General features: G+C 63.5%; 12 protein-coding genes. 4 read left to right on the forward strand and 8 right to left on the reverse strand.

Annotation, left to right across the window (positions count from 1 at the left end):
* Positions 1–16: 16 nt before the first annotated feature.
* The 5 genes from KCG88_RS21810 to KCG88_RS21830 all read right to left on the reverse strand — a co-directional run bounded on the left by KCG88_RS21810 (position 17) and on the right by KCG88_RS21830 (position 9478).
* The gene (locus KCG88_RS21810) at positions 17–619 is read right to left on the reverse strand and encodes a DUF924 family protein (RefSeq protein WP_210713064.1); all 603 of its coding nucleotides are present in this window, start codon (positions 617–619) and stop codon (positions 17–19) included.
* 3 nt (positions 620–622) lie between these two features.
* On the reverse strand, positions 623–1633 hold the full coding sequence (locus KCG88_RS21815) for a class 1 fructose-bisphosphatase (RefSeq protein ID WP_011058768.1): 1011 nt from the start codon (positions 1631–1633) through the stop codon (positions 623–625).
* A 186-nt stretch (positions 1634–1819) separates the two neighbouring features.
* Positions 1820–3193 carry a DUF3999 domain-containing protein gene (locus tag KCG88_RS21820; protein WP_210713065.1) on the reverse strand — a complete coding sequence of 458 codons (1374 nt, stop codon included), beginning with the start codon at positions 3191–3193 and terminating at the stop codon, positions 1820–1822.
* Positions 3190–6822 carry a DUF2339 domain-containing protein gene (locus KCG88_RS21825; RefSeq protein WP_210713066.1) on the reverse strand — a complete coding sequence of 1211 codons (3633 nt, stop codon included), beginning with the start codon at positions 6820–6822 and terminating at the stop codon, positions 3190–3192. Before KCG88_RS21825 ends, KCG88_RS21820 begins: the two co-directional genes overlap by 4 nt.
* Positions 6823–7027: 205 nt before the next feature.
* Complete coding sequence (locus KCG88_RS21830; RefSeq protein WP_041115300.1) at positions 7028–9478, reverse strand: glycogen/starch/alpha-glucan phosphorylase; 2451 nt, start codon at positions 9476–9478, stop codon at positions 7028–7030.
* A gap of 269 nt (positions 9479–9747) precedes the next feature.
* On the opposite strand from KCG88_RS21830, the gene KCG88_RS21835 reads away from it, so the two are divergent.
* Positions 9748–10188 carry a YkgJ family cysteine cluster protein gene (locus KCG88_RS21835; protein ID WP_047283798.1) on the forward strand — a complete coding sequence of 147 codons (441 nt, stop codon included), beginning with the start codon at positions 9748–9750 and terminating at the stop codon, positions 10186–10188.
* A 269-nt stretch (positions 10189–10457) separates the two neighbouring features.
* On the opposite strand, the gene typA is transcribed toward KCG88_RS21835, so the two are convergent.
* Both typA and thiI read right to left on the reverse strand, forming a co-directional pair.
* Entirely contained in the window at positions 10458–12278 is a 1821-nt protein-coding gene (gene typA, locus KCG88_RS21840; RefSeq protein WP_019093868.1) for a translational GTPase TypA, read from the reverse strand.
* 139 nt (positions 12279–12417) lie between these two features.
* Positions 12418–13872, reverse strand: a complete 1455-nt coding sequence (gene thiI / locus KCG88_RS21845; RefSeq protein ID WP_047283568.1) for a tRNA uracil 4-sulfurtransferase ThiI — start codon at positions 13870–13872, stop codon at positions 12418–12420.
* A gap of 331 nt (positions 13873–14203) precedes the next feature.
* Between thiI and glnA the strand changes: the two genes are divergently transcribed.
* The 3 genes from glnA (at position 14204) to KCG88_RS21860 (ending at position 16876) form a co-directional block, all read left to right on the forward strand.
* Positions 14204–15610: a glutamate--ammonia ligase gene (gene glnA, locus KCG88_RS21850; RefSeq protein WP_011058761.1), complete on the forward strand. Its 1407-nt coding sequence runs from the start codon at positions 14204–14206 to the stop codon at positions 15608–15610.
* Positions 15611–15746: 136 nt separating this feature from the next.
* Entirely contained in the window at positions 15747–16301 is a 555-nt protein-coding gene (locus KCG88_RS21855; RefSeq protein ID WP_047283567.1) for a chorismate mutase, read from the forward strand.
* A gap of 68 nt (positions 16302–16369) precedes the next feature.
* Positions 16370–16876 carry a DUF4124 domain-containing protein gene (locus KCG88_RS21860; RefSeq protein ID WP_210713067.1) on the forward strand — a complete coding sequence of 169 codons (507 nt, stop codon included), beginning with the start codon at positions 16370–16372 and terminating at the stop codon, positions 16874–16876.
* Between the two features lie 3 nt (positions 16877–16879).
* On the opposite strand, the gene KCG88_RS21865 is transcribed toward KCG88_RS21860, so the two are convergent.
* Complete coding sequence (locus KCG88_RS21865; RefSeq protein WP_210713068.1) at positions 16880–18067, reverse strand: CaiB/BaiF CoA-transferase family protein; 1188 nt, start codon at positions 18065–18067, stop codon at positions 16880–16882.
* Positions 18068–18094: the final 27 nt, after the last annotated feature.

Genomic DNA, 18094 nt, shown 5'->3' on the forward strand with positions numbered 1-18094 from the left:
GCCGGCGAAAGCGCTCTTAAAAACGCGAACCGGGCTCGCGCAGAAAGGCCAGCTCTTCGGCCGTGGATTCGCGGCCGAGGATGGCATTGCGATGGGGAAAGCGCCCGAAGCGGGCAATGACTTTCTGGTGCCGCTCGGCGTAGTCCAGGTTGCTGGCAAACACTGCACGCTCGTCCACTGGCTGTTCATCGTGCAGGGCCGCAAAGCGTGAAACGCTCTCATTCTGCACCGCCAGGTTTTCGCAGTGCTCGAACACCAGGTAGATGAAGCAGCGCTGCATGGCCGGCAGGCGCCGGTCAAAATCCGCGGCGATGCCCTGGGCCACCACTGCCTGGGCACGCAGGTCGCCGGCAAATGCCTTGGGCGTGTCGCGATAGATCATCCGTGGCAGTTGGTCGAGCAACAGCACCAAGGCCAGCCAACCCTGGGGAGTTTGCGTCCACTCGGTCAATCCGCCGGCCAGCGCCTGCTCCGTCAAGTCCCCAAAGCGCTGACGCGCTTCGAGGTCCTGGCTGTCGCGCTTGCCAAACCACAACCGACCCTTGGCAGCGACAATCTGCGCCGGTTTTTCGGCTGAACCGAACCACCAATCCAGCAGAGGCTGCCAGGGCGCGCTCATGGTTTATTCCTTGTGGTAACCGGTAACCCGGGCCACTTCTTCCTTCGAACCGAGGAATACGGCCACACGCTGGTGCAGGCCTTCAGGCTGAATGTCGAGAATGCGCTTGTGGCCGTCGGTGGATGCACCGCCGGCCTGCTCCACCAGGAACGACATCGGGTTGGCTTCGTACATCAGGCGCAGCTTGCCCGGTTTTTCCGGCTCGCGGCTGTCCCGTGGGTACATGAACAGGCCGCCACGGGTCAGGATACGGTGCACGTCAGCCACCATCGCGGCGACCCAGCGCATGTTGTAGTTCTTTTTCAGTGGGCCAGTGTCGCCCGCCAGCAGCTCTTCCACGTAGCGCTTGACCGGGGCTTCCCAGTGACGCTCGTTGGACATGTTGATGGCGAATTCCTGGGTGGATTCCGGAATCTTGATGTCTTCGTGGGTCAGGACGAAGCTGCCCATTTCGCGGTCCAGGGTGAAGCCTTTGACGCCGTCGCCCAGGGTCAGCACCAGCATGGTCTGCGGGCCGTAGATGGCGTAACCGGCGGCGACCTGCTGGGTGCCCGGCTGCAGGAAGGCCTTTTCATTCAGGGCTTCGTTCTGGCTCAGGTACTCGTTCGGGCAGCGCAGTACCGAGAAAATGGTGCCGACCGGTGCGTTGATATCGATGTTCGAGGAGCCGTCCAGCGGGTCGAATACCAGCAGGTAGGCGCCTTTGGGGTACTTGCCCGGGATCTGGTAGGCATTGTCCATTTCCTCGGACGCCATGCCGGCCAGGTGGCCGCCCCATTCGTTGGCTTCGAGCAGGATCTCGTTGGAGATCACGTCGAGCTTCTTCTGCACTTCGCCCTGCACGTTTTCCGTGCCCATGCTACCCAGGACACCGCCCAGGGCGCCCTTGGAAACGGCGTGGCTGATCTCCTTGCAAGCACGCGCCACCACTTCGATCAGGAAGCGCAGATCGGCAGGAGTGTTGTTGCTGCGGGTCTGCTCAATCAAATAGCGACTCAGGGTAACGCGGGACATGGAAGGCTCCGGAGGAATGGGGGGCTAAAAACCCGCGCAGTTTAACGCGAGTCGAGGCGCATTTCCTCCTCTCAGACAGGGAACCGCCAGTTAGAGTTCAGGCGCCGGTTTCAGCGTAGTCAAAAACCCCAGGCACGATGGACCTTGGTGGCGAGGGCGCTTGGTCCCTCGCCACACCTGCCCGCTTCAGGCCGCGGGCTTGCGCAACATGCTGAAGGCCATCCCGGCCAGGGCCAGTACCCCGAGAAGCAATACGGCCCACAGGCCGATCTTCTTCCAGTCCGGCCCGCCTGCCGCCACGGCAGCGGCAGGCGCGACAGAGGCCGAGGCCAGTTGCGCCGCGCCCTCGACCTTGGCCTGCCCCAGCTGCTTGAGGCGTTGCGCACTGTAGTCGGGAATCAGGGTCGCCAGCGGCAGGTTGGCCGCGCTCGCGGTGGGGTTGCCCAGGGCCAGGGTGTAAGGGCCGGCCCCCCGGGCCAGGAACACCAGTTGGGTGCCACGCACGGCGAACTCCAGGCTCGGGGCCTCGGCGCCCAGGCCGCCGCCACGCTCATCCACCACCAGCCTGAGTTGCTGCACGGTCTGCCCCGGCAGTTGCAGTTCGTTCTGCTGCACGTCCTGGCCATTCTGGGTCAGGCGGTACAGCAGGCCATTGCCCAGGGGCTGCCACGGCAGGCTGCTTTCTCGGCGCCCATAAAGCGTGGCCGGGGCCAGGCTGTTGGCCTGGGTCAGGGCAATGCGCACCCGTTCCAGGTTCAGGCCCATGGGCAGCTGCCAGGTGTACTCGCCGGCTTTGGCACTGCTGCCCGTCAGGGGCTGCGACCACACCAGCGGCGATGGCAGGCTGCTGGTGGTACTGCTTTGCAATTGCGCCGAAGTCAGCACCGGCGCCGTTTGCGGGGTGTTCCATAACAGGCGCAGGTAGCGCGCCGTCTGCCCGGGCAAGGCCACTTCATGCTGTTCGACCCGCTCGTCGGCGAACGACAGGCGCGCCACCTGGCCTTCGCCCCAGGGCTGCCAGTGCTGCAGGTCGTCACTGGCTTCGATGCTGAACCGCTGGAAGCCGTCGCGTTCGCTGGTCCAGTCCAGCACCAGTTGCTGCAATGGTGCCTTGATTGCGCTGGCATCCAGCAACCAGCCACGCAGCACCTCCTCGCCGGCCTCCAGTTGAGTGGAGGGCTGAACCTCCACCAGCGTGCCATTGGTGGTGGATTGCACCCGCACGCTGGGGGTGCTGTCGGCGGCATCTGCCGAGCCGTACAACGGGAACCACTTCACATCGCTGAGCGTGTGCTGCTCGGTGGTCTGCGCCTGCTGGCGCGCCAGGGCATAGGCCTGGGGCTCGCCGGCGGCGTTGAACACACGGATATCCCGCAGGTCGGTCTGGCTGGCGTGCAGTTGCACCGCCAACGGCAATTCCAGGCGATACCAGGGGCCCTCGCCGCTCAGGCTCAGGGGCGCCAGGGACTTGAAGTCCCCCGGCTTGTCCTGGGCCACGGCGGACAACGCCACACACAGGCCCACAGCCCCCAACCAGCCCAGGCTCAGCTTCGCACTCACGATGACACTCCTTCATTCAACGGTTTGCCGGGCTCGGCTTGCGCCTCGGCGCGCTTGGGCGGCAATGGGGCGAAATAGCCCACCACCAGCAGCAATACTCCCACCCCGATGAACGAGACGATCCGCGCCAGCCCGCCACGGTTGCTCAACTCCACCAGGAACAGCTTGGCCACCACCACGGCAATCAGCACTGCGCCGATCAGCCAGACTTCACGGCGATGACGCAGGTGGCCGCCGATCATCAGGCTCAGGGCAATCAGGGTCCAGACGATGGACAGCCCGGCCTGGACCATCATCGATTCCAGCAACGCATCCGCCTGGAACGGCACGCCGCTCCAATGGTGCGCCGCCCGCATCACCAGCACGGTGAAGAAGGCGAACAACGACAGCCCCGCTACCAGTTGCGTGGCACGCTCGGCGTAGTCGGCACGGATCGCCACTTCCCGCACTGCGCTGCGCGACCAGACATAGACGCCGAACAGCGCGAACAGCAGCCCCAGTTCCAGCGGGTTGAGCAGCGGCAGGTAGGGCAGTGGTTCGGCCCGGCCATCGCTGAAGATATTCGCCAGCCAGAACCAGCCGAGCATCAGTACCGCCAGGGGCAGCGCGGCATACAGGCGGTACTCGCGGGAATGGGCAGAAACCGGCCACGGCCAGGCACGCGGCGCGGCCATCGCCACCAGGTACAGGCTCGGCAGGATCGCCCAGCCCAGCCAGCGCCAGGCGTTGTACTGCTCGGACAACAGCAGCAGGCCATAACGCAGCTCCAGCGCCAGCACGCCGATCAGCAACCAGCAGCCCAGCACATGGGCGATGCTCGTCACCCGTGCCGGCAGCTGCGATGCCAGACGCCGCTGGCTGAAGAAGTGCACGGCGAACAACAGGGTCCAGGCCAGCCAGCCGAAATCCGCCGCCGGGTGATAGCGCGGAGCCCAGGAAGCCAGCAGCACCAGGCCCGCGGTCGGTATCAACAGGCTGCACAACAGGCCCAGGGACGACCATTTCAAACGTACCGCCAGCAGGGCCCAGAGCAACACGCTAGCCGCGCTGATCAGCAACAGCAGGCTGGCCTGCCAATGGGCCGGGGCGAAGCGCAGCACTTCCTTGAGCCAGGTAAAGGCCCACCAGCCGGCGCCCCAGGCCAGCAACAGATCGGACAGATGGCCCAGGCTCAAGGTATCGAAGGCCGAACCATGGTTGCCCCGCTGCAGGCGCCAGGCGCCCACCATGGCCGCCAGGGCCAGGACCATCGGCGTCCAGAAATCGCCATTGGCCAGAGGCCGCGCAGCGTCCGCCGCCACGAAATACCAACCCGAACCGGCCAGCAGGAAAGTGCTGCCGCCAATCACCTGGAGCACCAGGCCGAAGACAAAGCTGGCCCGCTGCTGCAGATACAGGCTGAGCCAGATGATCAGCAGGCCACTGGCGGCCCAGACGCCGCTGGCCGTGCTCCAGGGCAGGACGAACAGCACCGCCAGGTTGATCATCATCAGGCCGGCCAGCAGTACCAGGGACAAGCCCCGCAGCAGCCGCGGATCACTGCGCACCATGTCATTGCGGGCCGCCAGGAGCATGCCGCCGATCAGCGCCAGGCCAATCAGCGAAGCGCTCATCAGCCCGCTCCAGCCGGCGTTGAACACCGCACCGGCATCGCCGCCCGCACCTTGCAGGCGCATCAGGAACAACGCGCCGCCCAACAGCTGTACGGCGAAGGCGGTGAACAGGAACGTCCGCGATTGCAGGCGCAGGCCGACAAGCAGCGTCGCCAACCCGGCCACCGCCCAGCTGATGGCGGTGCCCTGGGTGAACAGGAACAACGGCGCCAGCAGGTACAGGAAAGCCAGCCCGGCCACCGCCAGGATCGGCGCAATGCCCTGCTCCCAGCTCGCTACCTGGGTCTTCTGCGCCCGCCGCAACTGATCGAAGCTGAACAGCAGCGCGACGCCCAGCAGCAACGCCCCCAGCGGCGCGCCGTCCAGCAGGCTGGTAGCGCCAGGTTGCAGCTTACTGAGGAAGGCCAGGGCCGACCCCAGTTGCAGCAGCAGGGCGAACGCCCGGGCCAGCGGCCGTTGCTGGCGCAGGCCGAGCCAGAAGATTCCCGCCCCTTCCACGGCCCAGGCGGCGCAGGTCCAGCGCGCATCCAGGCCTAGAGGAATAGCCAGGCTGGCGAAGATCACGCCCAGGGCCAGGCAGGTTTCACCCAGCAACAGGGCGCGGCCGCCCATCAGTAGCCGGGCCAGGACCATGTAGGTCAGGCCCAGGGCCAGGGCACTGAAGGAAGCGGCGAACTCCAGGTGCTGGACCAGCGCCAGTTGCAGGCCGAAGCCCACCAGGGGCGGGCCGAAGAGCATGCTGCCGTCGACGTAGTCACCCTTGCGCGCAGACCAGTGCAGCAGCGCCTGGCGGCTGTCATCCGCGGGTGCGTCGGGCATTTCCAGCAGCTTGCGCCGGGTGAACAGCAGGCCGATGGCCAGGTACATGACAAAGAACAGGATCAGGAAGGGCTCGGTGCTCCACAGCAGCTCCGGCGCGTAGGAACGCAGGCCCCAGGCAAAGCCGATACCGAAGGTGCCGACAAAGCCGATCAGGTTCAGCAGGCGCCAGGCCTTGAACCAGGCAATGGCCAGGATGCCGGCATTGAGCAGGGCGAAGTAACTGAACAGTGCCACATGGCTGCCGGCGCCGGTGGACGTCAGGATGGGTGCGGCAAAGCCGCCCAGGGCTGCAGCGGCCGCCAGACTGAGGGCGTCCTGGGTAATGGCCAGGATCGCCGAAAACACCGTGACCGCCACCAACAGGCCCAGGGCCGCGGAAGGGTCGAGCAACGGATGCAGGCGCATCGCCGCAAACACCGTCAGGTACAGCACGGCGATACCGGTGCCCTGGAGCATCAGGGCGTAGTTGCCGTTGCGCCGCCGCAGCCACCAGCCCAGGCCCAGCAGGCCCAGGGAACAGGCCGCAACCCCGGCGTAGCGCAGCTCCAGCGGCACCACCATACCTTCGGTGGCATAGCGCAGAAGGAAAGCCAGGCCAAGGAACAACAGCACCACGCCGACCCGCAGCACGGTGTTGCCGCCAAACAGCCAGGTGCGCGCGCCGCTCAGGGCGCGCTCGATCAGGTTGGGTTCCCGAGGCGCAGCGACAGATTCACGGGCTGGCGCCTGTGGCTGGGGTTGCCATACCGACTCCGGCACCGGCTGGCTGGCCTCCACGGAGGCGGCAGGGCTCGCCGCCGCGGGCAGTTCCCAGACCAGCTCGGGGGCAGCCGGCGCCGGCTCCACGGGCTGGACTTCCTCAAGAATGAATTCGGGAAGGTCTGCAAGTTCCGGCGCGGCGCTCATGCCGGTGCCTGCCTCGGCCAGCGGGGCGCTGGCCGGGGGTTGTGATGCAGGTTCGGCAGCGGGGCCGCCGGTACTTTCCAGCAGGGCAAGGCGCTGGCCCAGGGTCGCGAGGGTCTTCTTCGCCTTCTCCAGCTCACGATGCTGGTCGACAACTTGTCGATGCAGGGCGTCGGAACGAATCGCCAGGCCGATGGCCAAGCCCGAGATCGCGCCAATCAGGGCGTCGCTGAAGGACTCATCAAGGAGCCAGCCCAGCCCCCCTCCCAGCAGCATGAACATCCATTGCATGTGTCGATATCCCTAAGCAGTCCATTGACGGACGGGTGCAACCGTATGGGTGCCCGTTCCGGTAAACCGGTAAAGGCCTCTCCCCGCTTGGAAGCCGGACACCAGCCAAAAGACACCGCAGGGGAGGCAAAACGCTGCCCAGTATATCGGCAAGGCCCAACAAACGCTGGGCCTTGTGCACACTTCTAGAATTTTTTCAGGAGCCTCATTCCAGGGCCTTCCAGATCTCTGTGGCGTATTCACGGATGGTCCGGTCCGAAGAGAACCAGCCCATGCGCGCAGTGTTGAGCACCGCCGAACGCCACCATTCCTTGGAGTCGTGCCAGCGCTCCTCGACCCGGGCCTGGGCGTTCCAGTAAGCGTCGAAATCGGCGCAGACCAGGAACCGGTCGTAATCGATCAGCGAATCGATCAGCGCGGTATAGCGCGACGGATCGTCCGGGGAGAACACCCCGCCGCGAATCGCCTGCAGCACGTCATTCAGCCGATGGGAGGCGGCGATGTCCGGCACCGCACTGAACTCGCCATTGCGTTTGCGCGCCTCCACCTGCTGGGCACTGAGGCCGAAGATGAACATGTGCTCGGCGCCAACCTGCTCGCACATCTCGACGTTGGCGCCGTCCAGGGTGCCGATGGTCAACGCGCCATTAAGGCCGAACTTCATGTTGCTGGTGCCCGAGGCCTCGAACCCGGCGGTGGAGATCTGCTCCGACAGGTCGGCGGCAGGAATGATGCTTTCCGCCAGGCTGACGTTGTAGTTGGGCAAGAACACCACCTTGAGCAGGCCGCGCACCGTGGGGTCATTGTTCACCGTACGGGCGATGTCGTTGGTCAGCTTGATGATCAGCTTGGCCTGGTGATAGCTGGCGGCGGCCTTGCCGGCGAAGATCTTCACCCGCGGCACCCAGTCGGTTTCCGGTTCGGCGCGGATCGCCTGGTACAACGCCACGGTGTGCAACAGGTTGAGCAACTGGCGCTTGTATTCGTGGATGCGCTTGACCTGTACATCGAACATTGCCGCCGGGTTGATCGCGATCCCCAGACGCTCATGGATGATCGCCGCGAGGGCGCGCTTGCTGTGCAGGCGCTGCTCGGCGAACTGTTTGCGAAAGGCCGGTTTCTCGGCAAAGGGTTCGAGCCCCCTGAGCAGTTCCTCGGGGCTGTCCAGCAGCTCGGGCCCCAGGGCCTCCACCAGCATTTCAGTGAGTTGCGGGTTGGCCTGGTACAGCCAGCGGCGGAAGGTGATGCCGTTGGTCTTGTTGTTGATGCGCTCGGGGTACAGCTTGTGCAACTCGGAGAACACCGTGCTGCGCATCAGCTGGGTGTGCAACCCGGACACGCCGTTGACGCTGTGGGAGCCGAGAAACGCCAGGTTGCCCATGCGCACCCGGCGGCCGTTGTCTTCCTCGATCAGCGACACCGCCCGCAGCACGTCGAAATCGTGCAGGCCCTTGGCCCGCAGCGAGTCGATGTGCTGGGCGTTGATCAGGTAGATGATCTGCATGTGCCGCGGCAGCATGCGCTCCATCAGGCCCACCGGCCAGGTTTCCAGGGCTTCGGGCAGCAAGGTGTGGTTGGTGTAGGAGAGGGTTTCCACGGTGATCTGCCACGCCGCGTCCCAGGCGATGCCGTGCAGGTCGACCAACTGGCGCATCAGCTCGGCCACGGCGATCGACGGGTGGGTGTCATTGAGCTGGATCGCCGCGTGCTCGCCGAGGCTGAGCACCGAGTCGTGCATGTTCTTGTGGCGGCGCAGCAGGTCCTGCAGCGACGCCGAGACGAAGAAATATTCCTGGCGCAGGCGCAGCTCCTGGCCGGCCTCGGTGCTGTCGGCCGGGTACAGCACCCGGGAAATGCTCTCGGCCCGGGCCACTTCGGCTACCGCGCCCAAGTGGTCACCGGCATTGAAGCGCTCCAGGTGCAGGTCTTCCATGGCCCGCGCCCGCCACAGGCGCAAGGTGTTGACGCTGGCCCCGCGCCAGCCCACCACCGGGGTGTCGTAGGCCACCGCGCGCACCGTTTCCGCCGGCCACCAGACCTGCCGGGTGTTGCCCGCCTCGTCGGTCACGGTGTCGACACTGCCGCCAAAGCCGATGGAGTAGATCACCTCGGGGCGCTCGAACTCCCAGGGGTTGCCGAAATCCAGCCAGTGCTCGGTCTGCTCCTGCTGCCAGCCATCGACGATGGCCTGGCGGAACAGCCCGTGTTCGTAGCGGATGCCGTAGCCGTGGCCGGCGATGCCCAGGGTCGACATGCTTTCCATGAAGCACGCAGCCAGGCGCCCCAGGCCACCGTTGCCCAAAGCCGCATCGGGCTCCAGCAGGCGGATGCGCTCCAGGTCCACCCCCAGGTCGGTGAGGGCCTCGCGGGCCACCTCCAGCAGCCCGAGATTGCTCAGGCTGTCGAACAGCAGGCGGCCGATAAGGAACTCCAGGGACAGGTAGTACACCCGCTTCTGGCCCTTGCGGTAGATCTGCCGCGTGTGATCCATCCAGTGGTCGACCATGTGGTCCCGCGCAGCCAGGGCGATGGCTTCGAACCAGTCGTGGTCGAAGGCGTGATCCGGGTCTTTGCCTACCGCGTAGGTGAGTTTGGTCAAGACGGCTTCGCGAAAAGCGGCCACCTCAGCGTCGCGAACAAGGGGTTCCTGAGTCATCGATACGACCTCTGACGAGATACACAGTGAGCATGGAATTGTCTGAGCCTAGTCGGTCTGACACGAGGCGAAGGCTCTGGTTCGGCGCTATTTCAAATGGCTCGGCTAAAGAGGGAGTCTTCTGCGCCAGCGGGAGAAAAAGATGCAGTTGCCGTGCCGCCAGGTATTGTTCGGTGCCACATGAAGAAAAATCCGACCTAAAGTCGTTCAAAAATCCACCAGTCCCGGTATGATCGCGCGCCCTGGAACACCTGCCGGAAATGACCTTGATGAAGTCCAACCTGATCGCTGCCGCGGAAATCGATCGTCTCGATACCTGGGCCAAGTACACCGCCCCCATGTGCGGCTCCTGCATGTCCAGCTGCTGCACGCTGCCGGTGGAAGTGAAGATCAAGGACCTGATTCGCATCGGCATCGTGGATGAATTCGAACGCGGCGAGCCGGCGAAGAACATCGCCAAGCGCCTGCAGAAGGAAGGCATCGTCGAGCGCTACAACCAGAAGTCGGAAATCTTCACCCTGCAGCGCATGAGCAACAACGACTGCCTGTATCTGGATCGTAAAAGCCGCCTGTGCACCATTTATGACAAGCGCCCGGACACCTGCCGCAACCATCCGAAGATCGGCCCGCGCCCCGGCTACTGCGCCTACAAGCCCAAGCCCCAGGAGCGCCCGACCAATACCAGCAGCCGGACCCTGGAACGCTTCTGAGCCCCGGCCTGCGCCTGCAACCCCGTTCCCCATGTAACCCTGCCGTCCTGCAGCCGCCGCCGAGCCTTGGCGAGGCTGCGAACGGCTGCAAAGCCGCCGCAGTACGGGCCACTGCAGAGTTTCAGATACACCGCTTTACGACCGCTACGCGGTCGATCGCAGCCTCGCAGGCTCGGCAGCGGCTACAGGACCCGAGCTTTTTCACAGATCAAAAAAAACGCCCCCGACCGCAAGGCCGGGGGCGTTTTCATTCAGCCGGAACTAAAGACTCAGTTCTTGGCTTTCTTGGCAGCGCGAGTACGCTCGCCTTCGTCCAGGATCTTCTTGCGAAGACGGATGGACTTAGGCGTCACTTCACACAGCTCGTCGTCCTGGATGAATTCCAGAGCCTGTTCCAGGGTGAAACGGACCGGTGGAACCAGGGCGATGGTTTCGTCCTTGCCCGAAGCACGCATGTTGTCGAGCTTCTTGCCTTTGGTTGGGTTCACACCCAGGTCGTTGTCACGGCTGTTCAGACCAACGATCTGACCGTTGTAGATTTCCTGGCCGTGCTCGACGAACAGCTTGCCGCGCGCCTGCAGGGTTTCCAGGGAGTAGGTCAGGGCCTTGCCGGTTTCTACCGATACCAGTACGCCGTTCTGACGGCCGGACATGTGGCCGGACTTCATCGGAGCGTAGCGATCGAAGATCGAGGTCAGGATGCCTGCGCCGTTGGTCAGGGTCAGGAACTGGTTACGGAAACCGATCAGACCACGGGCTGGAATGTTGTATTCCAGGCGTACACGGCCCTTGCCATCCGGGACCATGTTGCTCAGGTCGCCCTTACGCAGGCCCATTTCTTCCATGACCTTGCCCTGGGAATCTTCAGGGATGTCGATGGTGACGTTTTCGAACGGTTCCTGCTTCACGCCGTCAACTTCACGGATGATCACTTCAGGACGGCCAACGCCCATTTCAAAACCTTCGCGACGCATGGTTTCGATCAGTACCGACAGGTGCAGCTCACCACGGCCGGAAACCTTGAACTTGTCAGCCGAGTCGCCTTCTTCAACACGCAGAGCAACGTTGTACAGCAGCTCCTTGTCCAGACGCTCCTTGATGTTGCGGGAGGTCACGAACTTGCCTTCTTTACCGCAGAATGGCGAGTCGTTGACCTGGAAGGTCATGGAAACGGTTGGCTCGTCGACGGTCAGCGGCTTCATCGCTTCAACAGCGGTCGGGTCGCACAGGGTGTCGGAGATGAACAGCTCGTCGAAACCGCTGATGCAGACGATGTCGCCGGCAGCGGCTTCTTCAACGTCTACGCGGTGCAGACCGTGGTGGCCCATCAGCTTGAGGATACGACCGTTGCGGCGCTTGCCGTCGACGTCGATGGCCACTACTGGGGTGTTGGGCTTGACGCGACCGCGAGCGATACGGCCAACGCCGATCACACCCAGGAAGCTGTTGTAGTCCAGAGCGGAGATCTGCATCTGGAACGGACCGTCACGGTCAACGCTTGGCGCTGGCACGTTGTCGACGATCGACTGGTAAAGCGGGGTCATGTCTTCGGCCATTTCGGTGTGGTCCAGACCGGCGATGCCGTTCAGGGCCGAGGCGTAGACGACTTTGAAGTCCAGCTGTTCTTCGGTGGCGCCCAGGTTGTCGAACAGGTCGAAGATCTGGTCCAGAACCCAGTCAGGACGCGCGCCCGGACGGTCGACCTTGTTGATCACCACGATTGGACGCAGGCCGGCTTCGAACGCCTTCTTGGTCACGAAACGGGTTTGCGGCATAGGGCCGTCTTGAGCGTCGACCAGCAGCAGCACGGAGTCGACCATGGACATTACGCGCTCAACTTCGCCGCCGAAGTCGGCGTGGCCCGGGGTGTCCACGATGTTGATGTGGTAGCCGTTCCAGTTGATGGCGGTGTTTTTCGCCAGGATGGTAATGCCGCGCTCTTTTTCCTGGTCGTTGGAGTCCATCACGCGCTCGTCGTTGAGCTCGTTGCGCTCCAGGGTGCCGGATTGACGCAGGAGTTTGTCTACCAGGGTGGTCTTACCATGGTCAACGTGGGCAATGATGGCGATGTTGCGTAGATTTTCGATCACTTGTGTATCTCGATCAGAGGATTCGGTGTGCTGACAAATGCTGGCAGCGATTAACAATAGATTCAGGCCTGGCCGTTACAGCTGGACGGCGGCGTCGGGGGGCCGGTGACGCAAGCCACAGGCGAACATCCCCGGGCACTTAGCTCGGTCTATAAACGCGCACATTGGCATGTCCCTCACTGAGCAGATGGTGAGCATGCAGGCGACTCATGACGCCTTTGTCGCAATACAGCAGGTACTGGCGCGTAGGGTCCAGTTCCTTGAAGCGGGCGTTCAATGCATAGAACGGCAGCGCTTGTACTTCGATGCCAGCAAGCTCCAGCGGGTCGTCTTCCTGGGCATCCGGATGACGGATGTCGATGACGATCTGACCGGCCAGCGCTTCACTGACTTCTTCAATCTGTACATCCTGGCCCAACTCGTCGATCACCCGATCGATCGGCACCAGTTTGGCCCGCTCGATCGCACGCTCGAGCACCGCCATATCGAATTCTTTCTCTTCATGCTCGACGCGATGGCGCTTGGCATGGGTCTTGGGGTTCACCGAGATGACCCCGCAGTACTCCGGCATGTGCTTGGCGAAGTCGGCAGTGCCGATCTCCACGGCCAGGTCGATGATGTCCTGCTTGTGGCTGGCGATCAGGGGGCGCAGTACCAGTTTCTCGGTCACGCAGTCGATCACCGACAGGTTCGGCAGGGTCTGGCTGGACACCTGGGAAATCGCCTCGCCGGTCACCAGCGCATCGATGTGCAGGCGGTCAGCGATGCTCGACGCGGCACGCAACATCATACGCTTCAAAATGACGCCCATATGACTGTTGTCGACTTTGCCGAGGATTTCCCCGAGCACTTCCTCGAATGGCACGCTGACGAACAGCACGCGCTGGGAGCTGCCGTACTTCTTCCATATATAGTGCGCGACTTCCATCACGCCCAGTTCATGGGCACGCCCGCCCAGGTTGAAGAAGCAGAAATGCCCCATCAGGCCGCGGCGCATGATCTGGTAGGCCGCCACCGTGGAATCGAAACCACCGGACATCAGGACCAGGGTCTGTTCCAGGGCGCCCAGCGGGTAGCCGCCGATGCCGTTGTGCTGGCTGTGGATCACGAACAACCGTTGGTCGCGAATTTCCATCCGCACTTCGATCTCAGGCTCTTTCAGGGAAATTCCGGCGGCGCCGCACTGCCGACGCAGTTGGCTGCCGACGTATTTTTCCACGTCCATGGAGCTGAATTCATGCTTGCCGGCACGCTTGCAGCGCACGGCAAAAACCTTCCCCGGGAGGGCTTCGCCGAAGTGCTGCTTGCACTTGGCGACGATGTCGTCGAAGTCGCCCAGAGGGTACTCGTCGACCTGCAGGAAATGCGCGATGCCGGGCATGCAGCTCAGGCGCTCGGTCATGTCCTTCAGGGCCTTGGGCTCGCTGACGGCGGTTTCCAGCTCGAGGTTGTCCCACACACCATTGACCACCACGGCCGGGTCCAGGTCGCGGAGCACGGCACGGATGTTCTTCGCCAACTGACGGATGAAGCGCGTCCGAACCGGGCGGCTCTTGATGGTGATTTCCGGGAAAACTTTAACGATTAGTTTCATGAAAACAGCGCGCGCTGGGCCAGCCGAAAAAGGGGGGCGCGGATTATAGCGGAAATTGCTCAAGGTTTAACCAGTTTATGTGCAGAAGGTTTTCGATGCACCAAAACGGGTCATTTATTGGCAAAGACGCTACATTGCAGTGCGCCGAATGCCGGCATTCAACCCAATACGTCGCAGAAAGCGTGATTTTGGGGCAGAAAACCCATCTCGGGGCACTGGCATGCAATTTGCTCCCTTGTGAGGCAGGTTGCCATGGCAGAGTATTCGCGCCGGCATCACCCACATTCTAAGGGCACTCCAACACCAAGCCCGAAGCCACCCGGAGGACACTATGTCGAAGTCGGTTCAACTCATCAAAGATCATGACGTCAAGTGGATTGATCTGCGCTTCACTGACACCAAGGGCACTCAACATCACGTGACCATGCCGGCTCGTGATGCGCTGGATGAAGACTTCTTCGAAGCTGGCAAGATGTTCGACGGCTCCTCCATCGCTGGCTGGAAAGGCATCGAAGCCTCCGACATGATCCTGATGCCGGACGACGAAACCGCCGTACTGGACCCGTTCACCGAAGAACCGACCCTGATCCTGGTGTGCGACATCATCGAACCTTCGAGCATGCAAGGTTACGACCGTGACCCGCGTGCCATCGCCAAGCGCGCCGAAGAGCACCTGAAAGCCACCGGTATCGGCGACACCGTATTCGCCGGCCCAGAGCCAGAGTTCTTCATCTTCGACCAGGTGAAATTCAAGTCCGACATCTCCGGCTCCATGTTCAAGATCTACTCCGAACAAGGTTCGTGGATGTCCGACCAGGACATCGAAGGCGGTAACAAGGGCCACCGTCCAGGCGTCAAGGGCGGCTACTTCCCGGTTCCACCGTTCGACCACGACCACGAAATCCGTACCTCCATGTGCAACGCACTGGAAGAAATGGGCCTGACCGTCGAAGTTCACCACCACGAAGTGGCGACTGCCGGCCAGAACGAAATCGGCGTCAAGTTCAACACCCTGGTGAAGAAGGCCGACGAAACCCAGACCCTGAAGTACGTGGTGCACAACGTAGCCGACGCCTACGGCCGCACTGCCACCTTCATGCCCAAGCCTCTGTACGGCGACAACGGCTCGGGCATGCACGTGCACATGTCGATCTGGAAAGACGGCAAGAACACCTTCGCTGGCGAAGGCTATGCCGGCCTGTCCGATACCGCCCTGTACTTCATCGGCGGCATCATCAAGCACGGTAAGGCCCTGAACGGCTTCACCAACCCGGCGACCAACTCCTACAAGCGTCTGGTGCCAGGCTTCGAAGCCCCGGTCATGCTGGCCTACTCGGCGCGCAACCGTTCCGCTTCGATCCGTATTCCTTACGTGTCGAGCCCTAAGGCCCGCCGTATCGAAGCCCGTTTCCCGGACCCGGCCGCCAACCCGTACCTGGCCTTCGCTGCCCTGCTGATGGCCGGCCTGGATGGTATCCAGAACAAGATCCACCCTGGCGACGCTGCTGACAAAAACCTGTACGACCTGCCGCCTGAAGAGGCCAAAGAGATCCCACAAGTTTGCGGCAGCCTGAAGGAAGCCCTGGAAGAGCTGGACAAAGGTCGTGCGTTCCTGACCAAAGGCGGCGTTTTCAGCGACGACTTCATCGACGCCTACATCGCCCTGAAAAGCGAAGAAGAAATCAAGGTACGTACCTTCGTACACCCACTGGAATACGAGCTGTACTACAGCTGCTGATCCGGTAGCGCCGGCGCAAGCCGCGTGATCAAGAGGCCTCCTTCGGGAGGCCTTTTTTATGCCCGCGCATTTGCCCTGCCCGGGGTGGTTGCGTGCATCATGGGCGCCGTCTCCCCATCAGCAGCCGAGCCCGCCCATGACTTCGCGCCTCAACCTGTGCCTCGCCCTGACTTGCAGCCTGTTCGCCACCGCCGCCTGCGCCAGTGACGCTCCGCCCTCCCTCGCCCCGCTGCTGCAGAGCATCGGCGAACGCCTGGCGATTGCCGATCAGGTGGCCCTGAGCAAATGGGACAGCCACAAGGCCGTGGAAGACCGCCCGCGAGAGCAGCAAGTGATTGCCGGCGCCACGGCCCAGGCGGCGACCTATCACCTGGGCGAGGAAAGCGTGGCGCAGTTCTTCGCCGCCCAGATCGAAGCCAACAAGCTGGTGCAATACGCCCGACTCTCGGCCTGGCACCTGCAAGGCCGGGCACCGGACACTCCGCGCCAGGACCTGGCCGGGCAGATCCGCCCCCAACTCGATCAGTTACAAAAACGCCTGCTGCAGCAACTGGCCGACTTCAGCCCGCAGCGCACCGACCGCCAATGCCCGCAATGGCTGGCACGGGCCAATCAGGCCAGCAGCAGCGACCCGCTGCGACGACTGGCGATGGTTCGTGCCACGGCAGAGTTATGTGTGTTCAAAGGTTAACCACGCCTGTGCCACGCGCAGCAACACCCTATGCTGGAGCCTTTCAGGCACCCGCCAGGATCAGCGAGATGCACCTCGTCATTGCTTGCCTGCTGTGGATCAGCGCATTGCCAGCCGGCGCGCAGATCTACCAGTACACCGATTCGGCCGGTAATCGCGCCTACAGCGACCAGCCGCCGGGAACCTCGTACCGGCAGATTGAAACGCCCGCGCCGAATCGCCTCCCCAGCCCGGCCACCCCGGCGCCACATACGCCGGCGGCACAACCTGCCAGCGCCCTTCTGGCCTACGAACGGCTGCAACTGAGCGGCGTACCGGAGCACGGTGCCTTGCGCGCCAACAACGGCAGTTTCAACGTGCAGGTGGAGTTGCAGCCCAGCCTGCGGCCCGGCCACCACCTGCGCCTGCTGCTGGATGGCCAGCCCTATGGCCAGGCCGGCCAGGGGCCCGAGCTGCAACTGGTGAATATCGACCGTGGCCAGCACCGGTTGGCGGTGCAGGTGCTGGCTGGCGACAAGGTCCTGCAACAGAGCCCGGCCGTCAGCTTCACTCTGCTGCGGGCCCGCCGCCCCTGAGCCTCAACCGTGCACCACGCCGCTGGCCAGCAGTGCGGCAATGGTCGGTTCGTCCAGGCCCAGCCCCTGCAATACCGCCCGGGTGTCCTGCCCCAGGCTCGGCGGCGCCGTGCGGTAGCTGGCCGGCGTGCGCGACAACTTCACCGGCGAACCTATGCCCCGGTAGCCATCGAGCTCCACTAGCAGCCCGCGATGCCGGGTGTGGGGATGAGCCACCACCTGGTCGACGGTAGCGATCGAACCACAAGGCACCCCCAGGCCGATCAGCCGCGGGGCCAGCAACGCGCCGTCGTGTGCCGACAGGTAATGCTCCAGTTGCTGCTTCAAGGCCTCGCGGTTGACCGAGCGCTGGCCGTTGTCGGTAAAGCGCGGGTCCTCCAGCAAGGCGCCGGCCCCCAGCTCCTGGCACAGCCGGGCGAACTGGCGGTCGTTGCCCACCGCCAGAAAAATCGGCTCGCCAGCGGTGCGGTAGCTGTCGTAGGGAGCAATGTTGGGATGGGCGTTGCCCGTGCGTTGGGGCGCCTTGCCGGCGGCGAAGTAGTTCGGCAGGTGCGGGTGCAGCAGGGACACGCCGCAGTCGTACAAGGAGATGTCCAGTGATTGCCCGAGGCCGCTGCGCTGGCGCTCGTTGAGGGCCAGGAGAATCCCCGCCAGGGCATTCAGGCCGGAGACCATATCGACAATCGGCAGGCCGATGCGCAACGGCCCGCCGTCGCCTTCGCCGTTGACGCTCATCAGCCCGGCCATGGCCTGGATCACCGCGTCGTAACCCGGTAGCCCGCCCAACGGGCCATCGGCGCCAAAGCCGGAAATCGCGCAGTGGATCAACGCCGGAAAACGCTGGCTCAGCACCTCCTGGTAACCGATGCCCCAACGCTGCAGGGTGCCCGGCTTGAAGTTCTCGATCAGTACGTCGGCGCCTTCCAGCAACCGCATCAGCAGTTCCAGGCCTTCGGGGCGCGACAGGTCGACGGCGATCCCCTGCTTGTTACGGTTGATGCCGCGAAAATACGCCGCGTCGTCACCTTCGAAAGGCGGCCCCCAGCCCCGGGTCTCATCACCGCTCAAAGGTTCCAGCTTGATCACCTCGGCGCCATGGTCGGCCAGGGCCTGGGAGCAGTAGGGGCCGCCCAGCACACGGCTGAGATCGATGATTTTCACGCCCGCCAGGGCGCCTTGGGCAAACGTCATGGATGTACTCCGGCAGATCGGACAAGG

Source organism: Pseudomonas sp. MWU349, from assembly GCF_017947325.1.
GTDB classification, from domain to species: domain Bacteria; phylum Pseudomonadota; class Gammaproteobacteria; order Pseudomonadales; family Pseudomonadaceae; genus Aquipseudomonas; species Aquipseudomonas protegens.

Bases quoted from the DNA above. Each gene is read 5' to 3' on its own strand.
- KCG88_RS21835 (WP_047283798.1), top strand. From the start codon at position 9,748: ATGAAGTCCAACCTGATCGCTGCCGCGGAAATCGATCGTCTCGATACC.
- KCG88_RS21810 (WP_210713064.1), bottom strand. From the start codon at position 619: ATGAGCGCGCCCTGGCAGCCTCTGCTGGATTGGTGGTTCGGTTCAGCC.
- KCG88_RS21830 (WP_041115300.1), bottom strand. From the start codon at position 9,478: ATGACTCAGGAACCCCTTGTTCGCGACGCTGAGGTGGCCGCTTTTCGC.
- KCG88_RS21855 (WP_047283567.1), top strand. From the start codon at position 15,747: ATGACTTCGCGCCTCAACCTGTGCCTCGCCCTGACTTGCAGCCTGTTC.
- KCG88_RS21865 (WP_210713068.1), bottom strand. From the start codon at position 18,067: ATGACGTTTGCCCAAGGCGCCCTGGCGGGCGTGAAAATCATCGATCTC.
- KCG88_RS21825 (WP_210713066.1), bottom strand. From the start codon at position 6,822: ATGCAATGGATGTTCATGCTGCTGGGAGGGGGGCTGGGCTGGCTCCTT.
- KCG88_RS21815 (WP_011058768.1), bottom strand. From the start codon at position 1,633: ATGTCCCGCGTTACCCTGAGTCGCTATTTGATTGAGCAGACCCGCAGC.
- KCG88_RS21860 (WP_210713067.1), top strand. From the start codon at position 16,370: ATGCACCTCGTCATTGCTTGCCTGCTGTGGATCAGCGCATTGCCAGCC.
- thiI (WP_047283568.1), bottom strand. From the start codon at position 13,872: ATGAAACTAATCGTTAAAGTTTTCCCGGAAATCACCATCAAGAGCCGC.
- glnA (WP_011058761.1), top strand. From the start codon at position 14,204: ATGTCGAAGTCGGTTCAACTCATCAAAGATCATGACGTCAAGTGGATT.